The sequence below is a fragment of the Nitrosospira sp. NpAV genome (assembly GCF_000832065.1).
In the GTDB taxonomy this organism is placed as follows: domain Bacteria; phylum Pseudomonadota; class Gammaproteobacteria; order Burkholderiales; family Nitrosomonadaceae; genus Nitrosospira.
In genome coordinates this window covers 344,507-365,639 of record NZ_JXQM01000003.1, presented here as the reverse complement: position 1 = coordinate 365,639, position 21,133 = coordinate 344,507, and the positions used below count along the sequence as shown (strand labels likewise).

General features: G+C 53.8%; 16 protein-coding genes. 10 read left to right on the top strand and 6 right to left on the bottom strand.

What is annotated here, in order from left to right; genetic code table 11:
* Nucleotides 1-89: 89 nt before the first annotated feature.
* The 3 genes from SQ11_RS04065 (at nucleotide 90) to SQ11_RS04055 (ending at nucleotide 1,458) form a co-directional block, all read left to right on the top strand.
* Nucleotides 90-539: a hypothetical protein gene (locus SQ11_RS04065; RefSeq protein ID WP_041512829.1), complete on the top strand. Its 450-nt coding sequence runs from the start codon at nucleotides 90-92 to the stop codon at nucleotides 537-539.
* Between the two features lie 63 nt (nucleotides 540-602).
* Nucleotides 603-992 (top strand): RidA family protein, encoded by a 390-nt coding sequence (locus SQ11_RS04060; RefSeq protein WP_041512828.1) that lies wholly within the window; start codon nucleotides 603-605, stop codon nucleotides 990-992.
* Nucleotides 993-1,068: 76 nt separating this feature from the next.
* Nucleotides 1,069-1,458 (top strand): TIR domain-containing protein, encoded by a 390-nt coding sequence (locus SQ11_RS04055; RefSeq protein WP_041512827.1) that lies wholly within the window; start codon nucleotides 1,069-1,071, stop codon nucleotides 1,456-1,458.
* A 119-nt stretch (nucleotides 1,459-1,577) separates the two neighbouring features.
* On the opposite strand, the gene SQ11_RS04050 is transcribed toward SQ11_RS04055, so the two are convergent.
* From SQ11_RS04050 to SQ11_RS04025, 6 genes are all read right to left on the bottom strand, one after another.
* The gene (locus SQ11_RS04050) at nucleotides 1,578-2,828 is read right to left on the bottom strand and encodes a hypothetical protein (RefSeq protein ID WP_041512826.1); all 1,251 of its coding nucleotides are present in this window, start codon (nucleotides 2,826-2,828) and stop codon (nucleotides 1,578-1,580) included.
* A gap of 250 nt (nucleotides 2,829-3,078) precedes the next feature.
* Nucleotides 3,079-3,633 (bottom strand): Slp family lipoprotein, encoded by a 555-nt coding sequence (locus SQ11_RS04045; RefSeq protein ID WP_041512825.1) that lies wholly within the window; start codon nucleotides 3,631-3,633, stop codon nucleotides 3,079-3,081.
* Nucleotides 3,634-3,980: 347 nt separating this feature from the next.
* A complete protein-coding gene (locus SQ11_RS04040) occupies nucleotides 3,981-4,844 on the bottom strand; it encodes an alpha/beta fold hydrolase (protein WP_041512824.1) in 864 nt (287 codons plus the stop codon).
* A 131-nt stretch (nucleotides 4,845-4,975) separates the two neighbouring features.
* Nucleotides 4,976-5,617: a DUF3047 domain-containing protein gene (locus SQ11_RS04035; protein ID WP_041512823.1), complete on the bottom strand. Its 642-nt coding sequence runs from the start codon at nucleotides 5,615-5,617 to the stop codon at nucleotides 4,976-4,978.
* A gap of 14 nt (nucleotides 5,618-5,631) precedes the next feature.
* Nucleotides 5,632-7,167: a hypothetical protein gene (locus SQ11_RS16310; protein ID WP_052493966.1), complete on the bottom strand. Its 1,536-nt coding sequence runs from the start codon at nucleotides 7,165-7,167 to the stop codon at nucleotides 5,632-5,634.
* A 216-nt stretch (nucleotides 7,168-7,383) separates the two neighbouring features.
* On the bottom strand, nucleotides 7,384-7,566 hold the full coding sequence (locus SQ11_RS04025) for a hypothetical protein (RefSeq protein ID WP_041512822.1): 183 nt from the start codon (nucleotides 7,564-7,566) through the stop codon (nucleotides 7,384-7,386).
* 142 nt (nucleotides 7,567-7,708) lie between these two features.
* Here SQ11_RS04025 and ovoA point away from each other — a divergent pair, with 142 nt between their 5' ends.
* From ovoA to cphA (SQ11_RS03990), 7 genes are all read left to right on the top strand, one after another.
* Nucleotides 7,709-9,829: a 5-histidylcysteine sulfoxide synthase gene (ovoA, locus tag SQ11_RS04020; RefSeq protein ID WP_052493965.1), complete on the top strand. Its 2,121-nt coding sequence runs from the start codon at nucleotides 7,709-7,711 to the stop codon at nucleotides 9,827-9,829.
* Complete coding sequence (locus SQ11_RS04015; RefSeq protein ID WP_041512820.1) at nucleotides 9,826-11,052, top strand: MalY/PatB family protein; 1,227 nt, start codon at nucleotides 9,826-9,828, stop codon at nucleotides 11,050-11,052. Before ovoA ends, SQ11_RS04015 begins: the two co-directional genes overlap by 4 nt.
* A gap of 186 nt (nucleotides 11,053-11,238) precedes the next feature.
* Nucleotides 11,239-12,129, top strand: coding sequence for a DMT family transporter (locus SQ11_RS04010; protein ID WP_041512819.1), 891 nt, complete (start codon nucleotides 11,239-11,241; stop codon nucleotides 12,127-12,129).
* 278 nt (nucleotides 12,130-12,407) lie between these two features.
* Nucleotides 12,408-14,756 (top strand): ABC transporter ATP-binding protein, encoded by a 2,349-nt coding sequence (locus tag SQ11_RS04005; RefSeq protein ID WP_052493963.1) that lies wholly within the window; start codon nucleotides 12,408-12,410, stop codon nucleotides 14,754-14,756.
* Nucleotides 14,746-15,219 (top strand): DUF1854 domain-containing protein, encoded by a 474-nt coding sequence (locus SQ11_RS04000; RefSeq protein ID WP_041512818.1) that lies wholly within the window; start codon nucleotides 14,746-14,748, stop codon nucleotides 15,217-15,219. Before SQ11_RS04005 ends, SQ11_RS04000 begins: the two co-directional genes overlap by 11 nt.
* Nucleotides 15,220-16,202: 983 nt before the next feature.
* The gene (cphA, locus tag SQ11_RS03995) at nucleotides 16,203-18,482 is read left to right on the top strand and encodes a cyanophycin synthetase (RefSeq protein ID WP_041512817.1); all 2,280 of its coding nucleotides are present in this window, start codon (nucleotides 16,203-16,205) and stop codon (nucleotides 18,480-18,482) included.
* 16 nt (nucleotides 18,483-18,498) lie between these two features.
* Entirely contained in the window at nucleotides 18,499-21,069 is a 2,571-nt protein-coding gene (gene cphA, locus SQ11_RS03990) for a cyanophycin synthetase (protein WP_041512816.1), read from the top strand.
* Nucleotides 21,070-21,133 lie beyond the last annotated feature (64 nt).

Genomic DNA, 21,133 nt, shown 5'->3' with positions numbered 1-21,133 from the left:
TTTACCCAATCCCGCCATATCCATAGCGGATATTGCCGATCGACGCTCTCGATTCGGTGACTGGAAAAAGATCAGTTAAGGAGTATTTGTTGAGCACGAGAATTATAAGTGTTGCAGTAGCCGCGTTCGTTTTCTCGTGGCCGGTTTTTGCCGCCTCGCAGCAGCTAAAGCCACAGCCACCGTCGCAGCAACCATCGGAATCACAACTGGATCTGCATGGCGATGGCTGGCAGCTTGTTCGTTCGCTTGAACTTGGAAGTTCAGGGAATTATATTCATTTCGTCCTGATCGATAGCAAACGGGATATGGATAAAGCGGTGTATGGCGCCGCACTTAGCAAGATATGCCGGTCTGCGACTGATTTCTGCAGAGTGAGATTCTGGAATGAGAAACGCCTTATTCCCGATGCGGTATCTTTTACCCCTGAACAATTTAAAGGGTTGAGGGCGGAATACGTATTCAACCGGGCAGGAGGTGTGCAGGAGATGCGATATGCCTGCACTGTTGTATCGGATAAAAACCAGTGTTTTTCTCATTGATCTTTTGCCGACTATCGCGTAGTTATTCGGTGTGAGTGGGATTCTAGTCAAAGGGGAAGTTTTATGCCGCGCCAGTTAATAAGTTCAGGTTCCACGTTTGAACAGGAAATTGGCTATTCAAGGGCTGTGGTGGATGGCGATTGGATTTTCGTCTCCGGTACGACCGGGTTCGATTATACCAAGATGACAATTTCAGATGATCTGGTGGAGCAAGCCGAGCAATGTTTTAAAAATATTCAGGCAGCCTTGAACGAAGCGGGATCCGATTTGCGAGATATTGTCCGGGTGACCTATGTATTGCCTGATGCGGCGGACTTCCCCAAGTGCTGGCCAACCATGCGCAAATATCTCGAAAAAGTTAGACCTGCGGCAATGATGATTTCAGCCGGTTTATCAGATCCTCGAATGCGTATCGAGATTCAGGTGACGGCCCGCCGGGGTTCCGGTGCTTGACGCAGCAGATTGATGAATAGTTGATAGTGATGTATTTTTTGATGTTGCTAATAAATTGATTTTGAGGGAGGAATGAATGGCTACAAAAACAAATAAAGTATTTGTCAGCTTCGCACTCAGGGATATCAAACTGCGCGATCAGCTTCTTGAGCAACTGAACAAAGAGGAAACAGGCTTCTCGTTCGTGGACATGCCTGTCAAGCAGTCGTGGGAGCCCGCCTGGAAAGAAGAGTGCCGGGACAAAGTTACCGGTTGTGATGGCGTGATCGCCCTTATCACGAAAAATGTAGTCAGGGCCGATGGTCAACTGTGGGAAATACGTTGTGCTTACGAAGGTAGAATGCCTGTGCTATTACTTCATGGTGATGCCGAGAAGCTGCCTTCCAAATTACCTGATCCCGTGGGGGACCGCGAGATCGATGCATGGAGCTGGCCTACCATTTCGGCCTTTCTCAATAGACTATAGCGCGACCCGGAAAAGAATATACCGCCGGGTCGATCATGAATTTCCAGACCGTTATAAGTGCGACTGGAAATTCGGGAACAAACCGTTGCGATAGACATCCTCATTGCGAGCAACAGGTGTCAGTGCAATACAAGCAGAGCTGCGACCCTCTGTTCGATCTTTCGCATCATTTCGCGGTAGGCCGGCGCATCGATCCCGCCGAACCGTCGCTTGAATTCGGCTTCGGCCATGAATTCAGGCAGATCAGACCAGACTGGCATCAAATCAGAGTCTTTCAGTCCTGACGCTACGCGACGTTGAAGTTGCTGTGCCGAGGATTCGCTCGCCACGGCTTTTTCACCAAATTTTGTGCCTGCCCGGTCAGCAGCAATGTCATTGAATGAAAACCCGCTCCCGGAGCGGGAGTCCTCGACCTCCTTGTATAAACCAACTACATCGGCTAATGCAGTATCGGCATAGGCGGCGATAGTGGCCGATACCATGAAATGCTTTGCGAAGTCGTCACGTTTATCGATCGTAACCGTGTGCCGCAGTGGGCGAGGCCAGCCAGCAGCTTCTGGAAGGATCTGTTCCAAAGAAATGCCGAGCACGTAAAACGTTGTAACTAAAATTAACGCGCGGTTTTCCGCCAAAGCATCTCCACTTACCGAACGTTCGCTGGCAAGACGCACCAGCGGCGGTAAAACTTCCGATAAGGATACTACCGGGCCGTATTGCTTGCTGTTTGCGGCCAGCAGCGATTGATAACGAAGCAGCCGCTCTCGCTCGTTGTTGTCGACGACCGCAGCCCGGACTTCATGAGGGAAATCTCCCTCCCAACGATAAATGATGTTCAATTCGTTGGGTGACATTTTAACCAACCGGAGCGTATCGAATCCGGCCCGATATTCCGGGCTGTACCGCAGCCAGCGCACAAGCTGTGGCATGAGCATGTCCGTAAGCGCGTCGGGTAGTGAGAGTTTCCCAATATTCACCGACTGGAGCTGTGGGAGCTCCGCTGTTTCAACCAGTGTTGCTTCAAGATTCAGATAGCCGTCAAGTGGATATCCGTTCAACGGAAGACTCAGACGGATAACGGCATTGCGGTCGGCAAGCGCTACCTGCGCACTGCCTTTTCCAAAACGGTTGGCTAGATAGTTCGCGGCGAGATCAGCATCCGCGGGGATCACTCTGGCCGATGCCAGCATTCCGGGTCGGACCCAATAACGATGCGCATCGATGATTTGTTTCGCACGCTCCACGTGTTCTGGGGTGAGAATAACCCGGCGGTCGACGAGGGGGTGGTCTTCAATGGCCAGAAACAATAGGGCCACCAGCGCGAGGGGAAGACCCAATGCCAAGGTAATTATAAAAAGCGCGAGTTTGCGCATGACTGTCTACCGTGATGTTCTTCGGGGCCGCGAGTGGCACAGATGACCCAAAATTGCCATGCCGGAGGCCGGACACAGTCGCTTACTTCAACTTTAGTTTCCAACCTGGGTCCGGTAGTGGGGCGGGGTGAAATGCGCGGTTCTTGCAGTATAGGGTAACGCACAACAATGCCGGAGGTTGCTCCATTCCAAGGAACCGCAACGCACCACTCGGAAAATAGTCGACCTGCAGGAGGTGGAACTCAATCTCTTACCAATACGGCCTATAGTACCCTCCCCAATATGGGCCGCCATAAAATCCGTATCCAAAATATGGATTAAAGCCATATCCCCCATACCCATATCCCGGATAACCATATCCATAGGATGGATAATTCTGGTAGACAGGCCACAAATAAATGGCCTTAGACACCAGTAACGGTAGCCGGACGGTTTTCTTGCCTATGGTACGTTCGATATCACCTTGCAACGTTCCCGCAACCGTTACTTCCTTGTCTTTCGCATAAACTGCGGGATCAAGAAACTCGGCACTTTTAATGACAAAGCGTCCCTCGCTGGGTTTGTTTAATTGCGGGCGGCCGTAATAATTGAGAGGATAGGACAATACTTGTATGAGGGTAAAATTCTGCTCATTTTCCACGTCGATAATGACTCCGCCCCACCGGACAGATGTATCTTTATAACTATTCAGGTTTTGGTTGGCTTGGCTATATGAGACGTCCCTTACGGGAACATCCTTGACTGCTGACGGTAGCCCGGCGCAAGCGCTCAGTAACAAACAGATTAATAATGAATACCGTCTCATGCTTTTCTCCTCAATGATGACAAGTGCCGAGCGCACATGCACCCGGGTTTAGTATCCTAACGAGCATGACCTGGAAGCAAAAATATTAACGAATGCATGCTTCATAAGACAGTTATAGCAGAAGATGATTCCGGCATCGGATAATAAAGCAGGGTATCAGTATGGTTATTTCAACCCTGATAATCCATTAGGGTGCGAAATAAAGGCGAAACAGGTTGCGAGATCGCTTTGCCGGTTGGAAGAAATCCGCAAGCTTGGTCCATGGAGCCCGGACAAGCGGTGAAATCGCAACTGACCGCCACCACTTGCGTGGGCTTGAAAAGCTGCCTTGATAAGATTATCCGGGTTCAACTTAGAAAACTTGCAAGTGCCTTGTTGACTTCCTCAGGGGCCTCGTTTTGGACCCAATGGCTCGAATCCCGAATTCTATGAACACGCAAGCGGGACGCTACCTGCTCGAGTCCTTCGAGCAGTTGGATTCCAAGCGCTGGATCAAGCTCTCCCCAGATCACCAGCGTTTCAGCATTGATGGGTGCCGAGCGCGCGATCTTGCGCATATTGGCTATCGTCAGATTTGCGCGGTAGTAATTGAGTGCCGCGGTGAGTGCACCCGGCTGTGAAAGCGCTTCGATATACGTCTCAATGTCCTTGTCGCTGAAAGACTCCTTTCGGGCCGGACGCAGCCTGAACATATCGCGTACTGCCTTGAAATTATTCGAGGAGAGTGCAAGTTCGGGTAGACGGGGTAACAAGAAAAAGAGCATGTACCAGCTCTTGATCATCTGACGCGGGTGCCGAACCTCTTGAAAATACAACTTGAGGTGTGGAGCATTGAGGATGACGAGCCTGTCCACAAGTTGAGGGTGTTTATCCGCGAACGTCCATGCGATGATACCGCCCCAGTCGTGTCCCACAATATGTGCGCGGGGATATCCGGTTGCACGGACGAGTGCGGCAACATCCGCTACTAAATGATCCAATTGGTAAGCATTTTGCTCGGGAGGTCTGTCCGACAGGTTGTATCCGCGCATGTCCGGCGCCAATACGGAGAAGCCAGCTGCTGCCAGCATGGGAATCTGCCGACGCCAGGAGCGCCAATTTTCCGGAAAACCATGGAGCAGGATGACCGGCGGTCCCACACCGGCCGTCACCACATGCAGGTCTATGCCATCTCCGGTGATGCGCTGATGACGAAGCTCTATTTCCTCCATATACCTCCTAGCACATTGCAATTCCCATCCAAGGCTGGAGAAAGATTATCCAAACCTTCCAATAGCCGCATGCAACCGGGGACGAAACAGAAGTAGATAAATCGGTTCCGTGATATCGATAATAGCATCTGTCATTTTGCGCTGAACCAGATATCACCATACCAAGCCGTTGCCTTGTTGCGGGTGTTGTCGGTGTCGGTCATGATCGCCACGGCATCGACGCGGCCGGGCTTTTCGCCAAAGAGGCGCTGGTAATCGGCCTGGACGTCGCGTTTCTCGCTAATCCATTGATTGAGCCGGGCAGGACCAGATTCTATTGCGATCATACGCGCATTTCCGGTAAAAGCATTAAGCCAGCGGCTGCCGATGGGCTGGCTGTTCGACCATACGTAGTTGATGGCGCGCGTGCGCCAAAATATCAGGCCACCCGAAAATACGACGTAGATGCGCGCCGGGTAATCGTCGCCAGCGCGGCTGCGCTCATCGGCTCCTGCCAATATGTTACCGGCTTGCCACATCCAGTTGAGGATAGGCGTCTTATCGAGATCGATACTTACCTCGCGATACAATCCCGAAGCGGCGGCTTCGCTGTCAGCGCGCAAGGCGGTTCGTCCGTCCTTATTCTGCAAGGTATAGCGGGTTTCGCCAGTAAATACTTTTGGTTGCCAGCCATTCAGGTCTCCGCGTGAAAAGCGGGCGATGTCAATACGGTCATCGGCTGCCCATGAAAGCGCCGGGAAACAAACCATCGCCCAACACAGCCACTTGTTCATGCATTTTCCCATGCTTATGGTGCCTTCTCGAAAAGCAACTCGATGAGGAAGGCATCATCGAAGTGCCGGCGTCCGACGAAAGCGGTGGAATGGTGTCCCCACTGACGCATCGCACCTGGCGACCGGATGCCCATCGGCCACAGGAGAAAGCGCTCGCTACGTTCTGTTCCGGCGATCAAACCATGAGTGCCGAACAGGCTGCGGTAGCCCTCATCGGTAGGCAGAGAACGCAGCACATCATATTCTTCCCATGCCAGCGGCTGCGCGCCTGGCAATAATGCGGAGGGTGATTTATCGAGATAAAGTCTCTGGATGAAGTGAGTATGGTGAGCGATGCGTAACACCACGGGCTGCCGTTCACGTGCTGCCGGGGCTACTTGCGGCAACATGGGAGGTTCGAAATAAAAATCGGGAAGATCGCTGCGCAGGCGTAGCTTATGGCTCGGAAAAAACTTATGGTAGCAGCCGCAATTATGAATGGCATCGTAAAGCCATGGCTCTCCATCCGGGCCCAAGGTCACCCGCCAATTGATACCGTCAAGTTTTCCCGCATAGATATCATTGCCCGGCCGGGCCGGAAACCAGACGATGTAATTAAGCTGCAGCAGTATCTGGCCGCCAAAACGGGTATACGAAACCTTGCGGTATAGTGTTGGACGGGTGACATCAACCACCGGTCCGTTTTTCCATTGCAACAACCCGATATGATCATTCTCATCAACCACATCCACTTCCCATAACGGAGCAAATGTGGCGAAAAGCCGGTCAAGATCAGGACCCGTTGGCAGAGGGATACCGAGCGGATCAAGTGAGCGGCGCAGAATTTCGCCCACTTGCCGAGCGTTGAGCGGATCGGGGGACGATATGGTGGATATAGGTAGCCAGCGCACCAATTTGCCGGCCACCGGCAGGGACGCCAACTCTGTAGAAAAGGTACCATGCGTTTCGTTGTGCCAGGCTGAGATGCCGATGGACACAAAAGGCGCGGTAAATGGGTAGAGGCCGAGCACCCGCCACCAGGTTACGTAGTCATCCTGAACGCGAACAACATTGCGTAACCGGGCGCGGCGCTGCGGCTGCGTGAGATCGGCGGTCACCAGACGTTCGCGGCAACTGTCGAGGTCGTGGAGCAAGGCATCCTTGCGATAGCCCGCTAATGGATCCGGTAGATTGCGGAATTCCAGCGTACGTGCCTTGGCGTCGAGTTCGGCCATATGCCCGATCCATGCCGGCCAGTGTCCGGATTCGATGAGCTCGTCACGCAACGAGACAAGCAGGCGGGTCGTGCGCAAATAAGGGAAACCTGGAACCGGGGATGAGTCATGGTCACGTATCTCCTTATTATCAATGATGTCATCCACTTCTTGATAAAGTGCCTCACAGGCAGCCAGGGATCCGGTGCCCGGTGCAACCGGTGGGGTTCTTACCGTGGCGCAACCGGCAAGAAGCAGCGTGAGCAATAGCAGGACAAATTCCGCCTTTGGCGTAATGCTGCCTTCATTAGGACGGCCGGCACCGCTGAAATTATCTACAGTTTTCTTTCTTTGCATATGACTGCTTACCTAATGGCGTATCGTTCACCCCATTGAGTCAAATACAGGGAATGGATGTTAATATCGATCAAATCCGGGTCGTCCTATCAGGCGGGTCTCCGGAACTTATCCGAACCCTAGTGGATCATCTGAATTAATTGTACTATCTGGTACGTTTTCCGTTTTGCTCTTCTTCGAACCTCGTTGTGCGCGCTCGACATGGATAAAACGGCCTTAGGTGATGATGATGGGAAGCGACAGCAAGAAATTATGGAACTCGCTCCCTTTATCACAATCGAACCTGACAAGTAACGCCGGCTCAATCACCACAATCTGGTCTAATACCCGCGTCAACCCGGGTTCCCGATGGCTATAATCCTCATCAGTCTGGTTGCCGATAATTTTGAGACAGCCCATTTTTGATCACCCAGGCGGGCGCGCGCTTTGGTTGCTTTGTTATCAGGGAAACCCCGGATCCGGGGTTGAGTATGGATTTGAATGCGCGAGAAGTTATAATGTGCCTCTAACGACCTTTCAAAAACTTGTAAATTAGTCCTCTATGCGTTCTATGCCAAAATTGATTTTCCAAAGAAGTCCCACGCTATCCGGTGAGGATGTTGCTGCAAAGCGTGAGGAAATACGGGCCTATTTTCATGCCACACTGGACCGCTACGAGCAGCTTTTCGAAACGCTGCATGGCGATGAAGCCTATTTCAAAAAACCGATATCGTTGCGGCACCCGCTAATTTTCTACCTGGGTCATACCGCAACCTTCTTCGCCAACAAATTGCTGCTTGCGGGATTGATTACGGAACGAATCAATCCCAAGCTGGAATCCATGTTCGCGGTCGGCGTCGACGAGATGAGCTGGGACGACCTGAATACCACTCATTACGACTGGCCGTCCGTTGAAGAGGTGCGAACCTACCGCAACGCCATTCGCAGCATGGTCGACCGGCTCATCAGCGAAACGCCGCTGACGCTGCCGATTGGTTGGGACAATCCCTGGTGGACTATTCTAATGGGTATCGAGCACGAGCGTATCCATCTGGAAACGTCTTCGGTACTCATCCGGCAGCATGCGCTTGAACACGTCAGACCCCACCCTGCATGGGAGCCTTGCCGCAAATCCGGCCGGGCGCCACAAAATCAATTAATCGACGTGCCGGCGGGCGTGGTTTCCCTGGGAAAAAGCAAGGCCGATCCCGTCTACGGGTGGGACAATGAATATGGCCGTCATAGTGCGGAAGTCGCGGCATTCCAGGCTGGCAAATACCTGGTGAGCAACCAGGAATTTCTGGCTTTTGTCGAGGCTAATGGTTATGGCATGGAGAGTTGTTGGGAAGAGGAGGGCCGTGCATGGCAACGTCATACCCAGGCGGGCTACCCCACTTTCTGGAGCAAACATGGTAGCGAGTGGCGGCTGCGCCTGATGACCGAAGAAATACCGATGCCATGGGATTGGCCGGTGGAAGTGAACTATCATGAGGCTAAAGCCTTCTGTAACTGGAAAGCTGCGACAACCGGCCAACCGTTCAGATTGCCGACAGAGGATGAGTGGTACCGGCTCTATGACGTAGCCGGGTTGTCGGAGATTCCACACGCCGAACCAGCGGCCGCCAATATTCATCTTGACCACTCCGCTTCCAGCCATCCCGTCAATGAGTTTCCTCAAGGGGAATTCTACGATGTGGCCGGTAACGTCTGGCAATGGACCGAAACGCCGATTTATCCGTTCGAGGGCTTCGATATCCATCCACATTACGACGATTTCACTACACCAACATTCGATGGACGGCATAATCTCATGAAGGGGGGCTCGTGGATTTCATGTGGCAACGAGTCGCTCAAGAGTGCCCGTTATGCTTTTCGCCGTCATTTTTTTCAGCATACCGGGTTTCGCTATGTGGTGGCCGACACTGCTGCTGTTCAGCATGATTCGCATTACGAAACGGATAAGCTGCTCTCGGAGTACGCCGAGTTTCATTATGGGGATGAATATTTTGAGGTTCCCAACTTCCCGAAGGCTCTGGCTGAACTCGCTATCGCAGCCATGGGCGATAAACCGGCGCATAAAGCGCTTGATCTTGGCTGTGCTTCGGGACGCGCCACTTTCGAACTGGCGCGGCATTTCGACGATGTCACCGGTATCGATTTCTCTGCCCGCTTTATCGGTCAGGGTGTCCAGCTTGCAGGCCAGGGCGTGCTGCGCTATACGCTGACGGATGAAGGTGATCTGGTTTTTTATAAGGAACGTACCCTGACGGGTCTTGGCCTGGATGCCGTCAAGCATAAAGTAAGGTTTTACCAGGGCGATGCCTGTAATCTCAAAAGCCTTTTCAGCGGTTATGACTTAATCCTCGCGGCTAATCTGATCGATCGTCTATACGATCCGGCCAAACTCCTCTCGACCATTCATACGCGGCTTAACCTGGGGGGGGTGTTGATGATCGCCTCGCCTTATACGTGGCTGGAGGAGCATACGAAAAAGGAAGCATGGATTGGTGGATTCAAGCGCGATGGAGAAAGCTTTGGTACCCTGGATGGCCTGAAAGAGATCCTGGGCAGCCATTTCAAGCTGATTAAAGGCCCGCAGGAAGTTCCATTTGTAATCCGTGAAACCCGGCGGAAATTTCAGCACACGCTTTCAGAAATGACTATGTGGGAGAGAATTGCTTGAGTGGCAATGATGCTCCCAGTCATGATTTCAACCGCGATATCAACCGCATCGGTACCGCCAGCCTCAAATATGATGGGCGGCAGAGTACGTTCGGCACAGCAGAAGTTATTCCGCTATGGGTAGCGGACATGGATTTTGCCGCACCTCCGGCGGTGACCCAGGCGCTTGCGAAACGCGCCGCGCATCCGGTATATGGCTATACCCTCTACCCGGACAGTCTGTATGACTCGCTGATCGACTGGTTGAAGCGCCGCCATGGCTGGGAGGTCAGGCGCGAATGGATCGTAATGTGTCCCGGTGTGGTTCCATCGCTGCATGCCGCTGTTATGGCTTTCGCTGAGCCAGGCGAGTCGGTCATTGTACAGCCCCCCGTGTATTTTCCTTTTTTCTCAGCCGTTACCGGCACCGGTAGACAACTGGCATATAATCCACTGCGTCTGGGAAACAACCGTTACACCATAGATCTAGCTCATCTGGAGCAGTGTGCGGCGGGAGCCCGCCTGCTATTGCTGTGTTCACCGCATAACCCGGTCGGCAGGGTGTGGAGTAAGCAGGAGCTGGAGGAAATTCTGCGAATAGCGAAGAAACACGATCTGGTGATATTCTCGGATGAGATCCACGCCGATCTGATCTACCCTGGAAATAGGCATCATGTACTTTCCGTGCTGGCGGAAGCATCGGCGGACAGCGTTAATATTGTAACCGCCGTCGCACCCAGCAAGACGTTCAATATTCCCGGGCTGAATCTTTCTGCGCTGATCGTGCCTGATCCGGAGTGTCGCAAAGCACTTATCCAGACATTCGACGCCATGCATGTCAGCGCATCCAATCCATTCAGTATTGTTGCGTTCGAGGCAGCCTACCGAGATGGCGAGGCATGGCTGGATGAATTGCTGATTTATCTCCGGCAAACGCGGGACTACGTAGCGGAGTATCTGGCTACCCATCTCCCGGACATTCAGCTTATTGAATCGGAGGGTACCTACCTGCTATGGCTTGATTGCCGTGCGCTCACTGCTCGATTGAGGATAAATGATGCACAACTCAGGCACTTCTTCGTGCATGAAGCCGGCGTGGGCATGAGTCCCGGCACACTGTTCGGGGAGGCAGGCAGCGGCTTTATGCGCATGAATATCGGCGCACCGCGCCATGTCATTCAAATGGCCCTCGAAAACATCAGGGAAGCGGAACATGGAACCAGGCAAGGGATGAGCCAAGCTTAAAAGTCATTCCTGCAAGCATATATTTATTGGCAGCCTGCCGCGACCGCTTTTATCTTATTCAAAAATGTTTCTTATTTATCATGTCAAAGGCATGTTGCGCCGGCATTTTATCGATCAGGATTCAGGTTCAATCTTGAAATCCCATTCCGGTCATGGTGTTTAAGTTTCCGATCCGTGCTGCCATACATGAATATAGCGATACGTTCCCATCAAGGTTGGGTTGCGGTTTTCGTTACCATATGTATCTGGACCGGCTTCATTCTGGTCACGCGTCATGGCGGCACGGGCACGCTGACCAGTTGGGATATCACGTTGCTGCGTTTTGGGGTGGGTGCGTTGATCGCGGTCTTTTTCCTGCCGCGAACGACACTGCCACCGCTCAAGGTGACCATGCTGTTCACCTTGTTTGGCGGCATTGGGTATGCGGTGGTCGTCTATGCCGCATTTCGCATGACCCCCGCTGCTCATGCCTCGGTATTGCTGCCCGGTGCATTGCCTTTCGAGACAGCTATCATTGCGTGGCTATGGCTTGGGCAGAAACCATTGGGGCGGCAACGCGCCGCGCTTGCCATCGTCTTCGCCGGCATCGTACTGACCGCCGCCGATTCATTCTCACGTGGCCCACAACTCACCGGTCCGCAAATTTTTGGCGATCTGCTTTTTCTTTGCGGCTCATCCTCGTGGGCGATATTTACTCTGCTGCTGAGCCGCTATCCAGTGCATCCTCTTGCCGCAACGGTAGCTACGACATTGGGCAGTGCCCTGATTTATCTGCCAGTCTGGTGGTTGTTTCTACCTAGTACGCTTGTCCTAGCGCCTCTCAGCGAGATTGCAACCCAAGCGATATATCAGGGTGTGCTGGTGGTTTTCGTTGCGATGCTGCTCTACACTTTCGCGGTGCGTCGTCTCGGTTCACAGACTGTGGCCCTGCTGATGGCTTTTGTGCCTGTCATATCGGCACTTGCCGCCGTGCCGCTTCTGGGCGAACCACTGTCCGTCCTCACACTGGCGGGGCTGGGTGCGGTAACAGCTGGCGCCGTGCTGGGAGCACGAACATCCCCATCAAGTAAGTACTGAGAACGTGAATGCAAAGTCACTGACATGCTCAGACAAGGCATAATCCTAATCCGTAGCGGCCTCACCCGGAAGGTGAGTCAAATAATACGAAATATGGTTATTAATCATAATACCGATCCACTAAATAAGCGATCGACTACCGGATTTAGGATAATGTGTCCGGTATCCAGTCGCATGAACGCAAGCTTCAGGGACTTGAGTCTCGGCCTTAATGCTGGCAGTGCAGCTGTTTATCGGTTTGCAAGCATGACTCTTGAGACGAGCAGTCCATTTAAATAATGACCAGCCCTTCGCCTTCCACTATTGATCCCGCCGTTTTGCCAAGCGTCTCACCGCTAAACCTGCCTTCCGTCTGGGTCGCGCAAGTCGAGCCGCAGCTTTCTGCCGAGGAAAAAATACTGGCCTGGCTGGAAACTGATCTTGATGCGCACTTGCATTTTGCTTCGGGCCTGGTGATCGTGACCACTCGGCGCCTATTGGCCAGTCCAGGGACGGATCAGAAGGGCGCTGCTTGGCGGAAGTGGACTTACCAGCCAGGATTGATGCTGATTCGTCACGATTATTCCGGCGTTGGCAGCCTTGAGCTCCTTGACGCGGATTCGCAACTTGCTCGTTGGCGTTATACCTTCGGCGCAGACATCGCGGCCGGGCGCCTGACCGAACATTTTGCAGAGCAACTGGCTTACCGGCTTAACGGAGAGCTGCCGCAGCCGTCCGTGCATGTTGTATGTCCCAAGTGCCAGAGGACGCTCGATGCGCCCTTATTGCCGGGGGAGGAAGCGTGTGCGGCGTGCAGGACAGAACTACTTAAGCCATCTTCGACCTGGACACTTTTTCGTCTGTGGCGTTTTGCCAGACCCTACAAGTGGCAATTGCTTTCGGGTTTTCTGCTGACGCTAGGCAGTACGGCAGCGGCGCTGGTACCACCCTACATGACCATGCCGCTGATGGATAATGTGCTGATTCCCTATCAGAATGGGAAACCGATCGATACGAGCCTTGTCACCTTTTATCTCACCGGTCTGCTCGGTGCCGCCATTCTGGCGTGGGGACTGGGCTGGGCGCGAACCTACATGCTGGCAAGGGTTTCCGAACGTATCGGCGCCGATCTGCGTACGGCCACCTACCAACACCTCCTCAAACTCTCGCATGCCTATTTCGGCGGAAAGCGCACTGGCGATCTGATGGCGCGCATCGGCTCGGAAACCGATCGCCTCAACGTTTTTCTGTCTTTGCACTTGCTGGATTTCGCTACCGATGTACTGATGATAGCCATGACGATCATCATCCTGATTTCGATCGATCCCTGGCTCGCGCTGGTCACCCTGCTGCCGCTGCCGATCATCGCCTGGCTGATCCATCTGGTACGCGATAGATTGCGCACCGGCTTCGAAAAGGTCGATCGCGTCTGGGCTGAGGTCACCAGCGTGCTTGCCGATACCATTCCCGGCATACGCGTGGTCAAGGCATTTGCCCAGGAGAAGCGCGAGGCAGGACGTTTCCGGGCTGCAAACGACCGGAATCTGGAGGTAAACGACCGGGTCAACAAGATCTGGTCATTGTTCACGCCCACCGTGACGCTGCTGACTGAAGTCGGGTTGCTTGTGGTATGGGTTTTCGGCATCTGGCAGGTATCGAAAGACCAAATTACGGTTGGCGTGCTCACCGCCTTTCTTGCCTATATCAGCCGCTTCTATCTGCGGTTGGACTCGATGAGCCGTATTGTCTCGTTTACGCAAAAAGCGGCGGCTGGTACCAAACGTATTTTTGAAATCCTCGATCATGTCTCCAGCGTTCCTGAGCCCGTACATCCCGTTCATCTGCCTGTCGTCAAAGGCCGTATCGAGTTATGCGGCGTCGGATTTCGTTATGGCACGCGCAGTGTGACACACGATATAAACATGACCATCGAGCCAGGTGAAATGATCGGCCTTGTGGGGCATAGCGGTTCGGGCAAGAGTACGCTTGTCAATCTGATCTGCCGATTCTACGATGTCACCGAAGGAGCGATTTTGCTGGATGGGGTAGACATTCGCTCGCTACCGGTCGTCGAATACCGCAAGCATATTGGCTTGGTGCTTCAGGAGCCCTTCCTGTTTTTTGGAACGATCGCCGAGAACATTGCTTACGGTAAACCGGATGCAAAGCGGGAGGAAGTTATTGCCGCGGCCCGTGCCGCCCATGCCCACGAGTTCATCTTGCGCCTGCCACACGGCTACGACTCTCTGGTCGGTGAGCGCGGACAGGCTCTCTCGGGAGGTGAACGGCAGCGCATATCCATTGCTCGCGCACTGCTTATCGATCCCCGCATTCTGATCCTCGACGAAGCGACTTCCTCTGTCGATACAACGACCGAAAAAGAAATTCAGAGAGCACTCGAGAATCTCGTGCGTGGACGAACGACTATCGCCATCGCCCACCGTCTTTCCACCTTGCGCGACGCCAACCGGCTGATTGTGCTCGACCGCGGCAGCGTCATCGAGACGGGCAATCATGCTCAACTGATGGCGCAGGAAGGCCATTATTACGGTCTCTATCAGGCGCAGGCACGCAACGTCGATACTGAGGACGATTTGCGCAGACCGGATGTTGATCGCAAAGCCGGGGATGGACGCGATGACCGATAAACCGAATTATCGGCTAAGCCGAAATACCTTCGGGCGGCTGGTATTTACCGGGATGGATGGCGAGGCGCATGAAGGGGTCGTTCCCGTGCGCGCGTTCCCGATCACTGCCCCGGATTATGGTATTGCGCTGATCGGCCAGCATGGTCATGAGCTGGCGTGGATTGATCAATTGAGCGATTTGCCCGATGGATTGCGTACGCTGGTCGAAGCCGATCTGGCCAGCCGCGAGTTCATTCCCGAAATCAGACGAATTCACGATGTTTCGAGTTTTGTCACGCCAAGTACTTGGCACGTGGAAACGGATCGCGGCAAAACATCCTTTGTCCTCAAAGGCGAGGAAGATATTCGCCGCCTCACTCCACCGGCCCTGCTGATTGCGGACAGTCATGGCATTCAGTTCCTGATCCGTGATCGGCTTGCGCTTGATTCTCATAGCCGCAAGATTCTGGACCGGTTTCTCTAGGGCCTGTTAACACTTATTTCGCACCCGCGTTTTTTGCGCACAACCCAAAGGGACGGGACGGATTTCATCCAGCCCTTCGTTACTCGCCGCTTACGGAGGCCTGCTCCGCCGCGCGGCTCCTGCCTCGTGCTGGATGAAATTCGTCACCGTCGCGGGTGCGAAATAAGTGTTAACAGGCCCTAGCCCGGATACTTCGCCGGATCGCGGAAGATGCCGCCACGCGCCCGCCGGCGCTCTCGACGGCTGGCGTACAAATCAGTTACTGTTCACCCATGGCATTATTCATGCCGCTTATGACAATTTTCTGCCGAGTCTGGTGAGATATCCGGGCTAGAACGGCCGCCTTCCCATTTCATTTTCATAACTGGCGATAATCGATGATAGTCAAATCGCCTGAAACGCCGCGGCGTGGTTCTTTTCCTCATGCCTGTTTGAGCAATTATCGCCCCTGTCGCCATCTGGAGACAGGCAATATTGGTTATGCTTCAACTGGTTGATAATAAGCTGAGCACTCATTGTCGATGAGTGACGACACTCTTAATCCGATCTGATAAAGCTATCTTAATTAATCTATTGTTCTATAAGATAAAAATGATCTGGCATGACATATGCTTATGTTGTTGTCGATTCCCAGCCTGATATCGAATACAAGCAATCCTTCCGCCTTTAAAATTATAAAAAATTACATCATCAGGAATATTCCCAATTTTTCGAGAGCGTTTGCACGGTAAATAGCGAAGCTTTGTTCGTGCATGATGAGCGGCAGAGCCGCATTAGCCAAAACAATAAAAATTCAGATGGGCACACCGGACAGGTTGAATATCAGCCCGCTCTAGCGTGGATGGGGGAATTCAATATGAATGACTATCCAAAACCTCTACAGGAATCCGTCCACATACTTCCAGAATTAATTTGATAAATCTGTAAACCATTTCATGCAAACCGCGTTTAACTCAGTTTCAATCCATTTCTTGCATAATTTTATGCCGGTCTGCCCGAATTCGAACACTGACTATGTCGGCAAAAAGGACATCAAATTTCTTGAGATAAGGCATCTTAACGGACCCAACATCTGGACCTGCCGTCCGGTACTCGAGGCAGTCGTCGACATTGGTGAACTCGAAGATTTTCCCTCCGATACCATTCCGGGATTTTATGAGCGCCTTTCTTCCTGGCTTCCTTCGCTGATCGAACACCGTTGTAGTTATGGAGAGCGGGGCGGTTTTCTGCGCCGGCTCAAGGAAGGTACCTGGCCAGGCCACATTCTCGAACACGTTACACTTGAACTGCAGAACCTAGCCGGCATGTCTGGCGGCTTCGGCAGAGCTCGTGAAACTTCTCAGCGCGGCGTCTACAAGGTAACCGTCAGTGCCTGGCATGAGGATATTGCGCGCAACGCCTTATTTGCGGCCCGTGAGCTGGTGCTGGCGGCGATGGAAACCCAGCCACCCCGCAACGAGCCTTACGATGTCAATGGTGTCATCGAGCGCCTGCGCGACATGGTCGATTCGCTGTGGCTGGGACCATCAACCGCGTGTATCGTCGAGGCCGCCACCCATCGCAACATTCCTTATATCCGCCTTCTTGCCAAGGGAAATCTGGTGCAACTCGGCTACGGGGCGCGCAGCCAGCGCATCTGGACAGCCGAAACCGATCGGACTCCGGCGATTGCGGAAAGCATCTCGCGTGACAAGGATCTGACGAAGTCATTACTCCGGTCCTGCGGAGTCCATGTTCCCGAAGGCCGCATTGTCAATAGTGCCGAAGATGCGTGGGAGGCTGCGCAGGATATCGGTGTGCCGGTCGTCATCAAACCCTGCGACGGGAATCATGGGCGCGGTGTTTTCATTGAGTTGACTACCCGTGAAGAGATCGTGCCGGCTTATCATGCGGCATTGGCACAAGGCAGTGGCGTTTTGGTTGAACGCTTTATTCCGGGCACCGAGCATCGTTTGCTGGTCGTTGGCGGCCGGCTCGTTGCTGCGAACCGGGGCGACTCGGTGTCGGTTACCGGTGACGGCAAATCTACCATCAGCGACTTGATCGGCCATCAGATCAATTCCGATCCGCGCCGCGGAGCAACTGAAGATCATCCGCTCAACCTGATCGGCATAGATGGCGTAACCATCATGGAGATTGCCCGCCAGGGTTTTACCATCAACTCGATACCCCCTGCCGGACTCGAAGTCCTCATTCAGCGGAATGGCAATCATGCTTTCGATGTCACTGACGAGGTGCATTCGAGCATTGCCGCTGCCGCTTCCCTCGCAGCTCGTATCGTCGGACTGGATATTGCCGGCATCGATCTCGTCGCCCAGGATATCTCGCGGCCACTTGCCGAACAGGGTGGCGCAATCGTCGAAGTCAATGCCGGCCCCAGCCTGCTGATGCACATTAAACCTGCTGTGGGCACTCCCCGCCCCGTGGGCAAAGCCATTGTCGATCATCTCTTTCCGGACAATAACCACGGCCGTATTCCGGTCGTGGGAGTGACCGGCAGCCATGGTAAAACCACCGTGGCACATCTTGTCGCGCGGTTGCTTGCCCTTACCGGCCAGCATACGGGGCTCGCTTGCGGCGACGGATTTTATCTCGGCCCAAGGCAGGTTTATAAGGGCAATCACGCCAATTGGAAGTCAGCCAACAATATTCTGATGAATCGCTCGATCGAAGCGGCGGTTTTTGAGAACAGCGGCGACAATATTCTGGTCGAGGGACTTGCTTACGATTGGTGTCAGGTCGGCGTCGTTACCAACGTTGACACAAGCCGGCATTATGGTCGCCACGATATCGAGACGCCGAAACAGGTCTTCGATGTTCTGCGTACCCAGGTGGATGTCGTGCTGCCGGCAGGCGCAGCGGTACTCAACGCCAGGGAGCCGATGCTCGTCGACATGGCCACGCTGTGTAATGGCGAGATTATTTACTTCAGTGTTGATCCTGAGCTGCCGGTCATCAATGCGCATCGCACGAGTGGTACCCAGAATGTGGAGGGCATACGGAGCAACCGGGCCGTGACCGTTCGTGAGGGAAACATTCTGCTTGTTACCGGCCCTAGTGAAATAACGCTGGCCAAACTCGCTGACGTGCCAGTCACGCGAGGAGGGCTTGCGACGCTGGAGGTCGAGAATGTTCTGGCGGCGGTGGGCGCTGCTTGGGCGCTCGGTATAGCGCCTGCTCTCATACGTAACGGAATTGAAAATTTCTCGGGTATTCAAGACAGAAAAAACCTTGCCCCAGAATCCATGCTTCCGAATGAATAAAACAGGAGAACGGTTAATGAAAGTATCGCGTATCCGCGCATTGCGCGGTCCCAATTTGTGGAGCCGCCATACGGCCATAGAAGCTATTGTTTCATGTAGCGATGCCGAGTGCCATCCTGTCGGAATACCGGATTTTCTGGACCGGCTGCGGGAACGGTTTCCACAAGTCGATCTGCTCCGGCCTGCCTATCATCATGGCGCTCTGACCATGGCGCACGCTTTTGAGCGCGTTATATTGGGCCTGCAAGTACAAGCCGGGTGTCTGGTAACCTTCGGTCACACCATGCAGACGCTGGAAACCGGGATTTATCAGGTCGTTGTTGAGTACAGCGAAGAAGCGGTGGGCAGACTTGCCACCGAGCTCTCAAAAACCTTGTGCCACGCTGCGGCCGAGGATACCGCCTTCGATCTGGCCGATGCGGTGCGCCGTCTGCGCGCCTTGAACGAAGAAATACGCCTTGGGCCGAGCACGGGTGCGATTGTCAGCGCTGCTGTCGCACGAGATATCCCTTTCCGCCGTCTGACTGATGGGAGCATGGTGCAATTTGGCTGGGGCAGTAAGCAGCGGCGTATACAGGCCGCTGAAACCGGCCTGACCGGGGCGGTGGCTGAATCGATCGCACAGGATAAGGAATTGACCCGAACGCTGCTGAGTGCCGCTGGCATTCCCGTGCCATCAGGCCGGCCGGTAGCGAATGCGGAGGACGCCTGGACTGCCGCTTGTGAGATCGGCGGGCCGGTGGTCGTCAAGCCCCAGGATGGTAATCAGGGGAAGGGTGTAGCCGTGAATCTCACCAGCCGGGAGCAGGTGGAAGCGGCTTATGCGATGGCGGTGGAGATCAGCGGTGAGGTGCTGGTGGAACGTTATATTCCAGGTCACGACTACCGTATGCTGGTCGTCGGCAATAAACTGATTGCGGCTGCGTGGCGCAACCCGCCCGAGGTTATCGGCGATGGCATGCGCAGCGTCAGAGAATTGGTGGAGCAGGTCAATAATGACCCGCGACGTGGCGAGGGCCACGCGAACTCGCTGACAAAAATTCATTTCGATGAAATTGCGCTGAGTCATCTGGCAACGCAGGGTTTGACCGCTGAATCCATCCCGCTTAAAGGGGCAAGTATTTTTCTCCGCAATAACGCCAATCTTTCCACTGGCGGAACGGCTACCGATGTGACCGATGATGTGCACCCCGCTCTTGCCGCGCGTGTGGAAGCTGCGTCGCAAATGATTGGTCTCGACATTTGCGGCATCGATGTTATCTGCGACAGTGTGTCGAACCCCCTGGAGGAACATGGCGCCATCATAGAAATTAATGCTGCTCCAGGTCTCCGCATGCATTTGCAGCCTTCATTCGGCAAGGGACGCGCGGTGGGGGAAGCAGTCATCGCCAATATGTTCAAGGATGGCGATGATGCGCGCATCCCGGTTATTGCGGTGAGCGGTACCAATGGCAAGACCACCACTGTGCGCCTGATCGCCAATATTCTGGGTTATCAAGGCCTGCGTGTCGGTATGACCAGCACTGATGGAGTTTACATCAATGGTCAGCGCATCGATACCGGGGATTGCAGTGGTCCGAAGAGTGCAAAAAAAGTGCTGCTGCACCCTGACGTTGATGCCGCCGTGTTCGAAACAGCGCGTGGCGGTTTGTTGCGCGAAGGACTGGGATTCGATCGCTGCGGTGTCGCGGTGGTCACCAACATCGGCATGGGCGATCATCTCGGTCTCTCGTATGTTAATACGGTGGAGGATCTAACCGCTGTCAAAAGAATCATTGTGCAAAACGTTACGCCCGGGACCGGAGTCGCCGTACTCAATGCGGCCGACCCACTTGTGGCGGGAATGGCAGTCCATTGCCCCGGGTCAGTAACTTTTTTTGCCCGCAACCCCGACAATCCGGTCATCGCGAAGCATCGCGCCCAAGGTAAGCGCGTCATCTACCTTGACGGCGACTCGATTGTTGCGTCGGACGCTGACGCCGAACAGCGGATACCGCTGGGTGGAGTTCCGCTCACGCAAAATGGCGCTATCGCATTTCAGATCGATAATGTGATGGCTGCCGCAGGAGCGGGGTGGGCACTGGGTCTTGATTGGGAAATCATTCGTGCCGGTTTGGCTACTTTTGTCAGTGACATGCAAACCGCGCCGGGGCGTTTTAATCTCTTCAACCACCGTGGCGCCACGCTGATTGCCGATTATGGTCATAATGCCGATGCCATCCAGGCATTAGTGCACGCGATTGACAATATGCCAGCTAAACGACGGTCAGTCGTCATTAGCGGGGCCGGCGACCGGCGCGATGACGATATTCGCCAACAGACCAAGATTCTCGGTGACGCTTTTGATGAGGTGGTGCTTTATCAGGACCAGTGCCAGCGAGGACGCGCCGATGGAGAAGTGCTTGGCCTGTTGCGGCAAGGCCTGGAGAATGCGAAACGCACGCGTGATGTCAAGGAAATCCGGGGTGAGTTCGTAGCCATCGATACCGCTTTCGCCAACCTGAAAGCGGGCGAACTGTGCCTTATTCTTGTCGATCAGGTAGAGGAAGCGCTCGGATACATCAATGAGCGGGTTGTCGCGGGCTAAATATCGCTTAATTTTTCCCTGTGGGTGTGTACCACCCACCTTGATTGCAATTTACCGGTGTTAA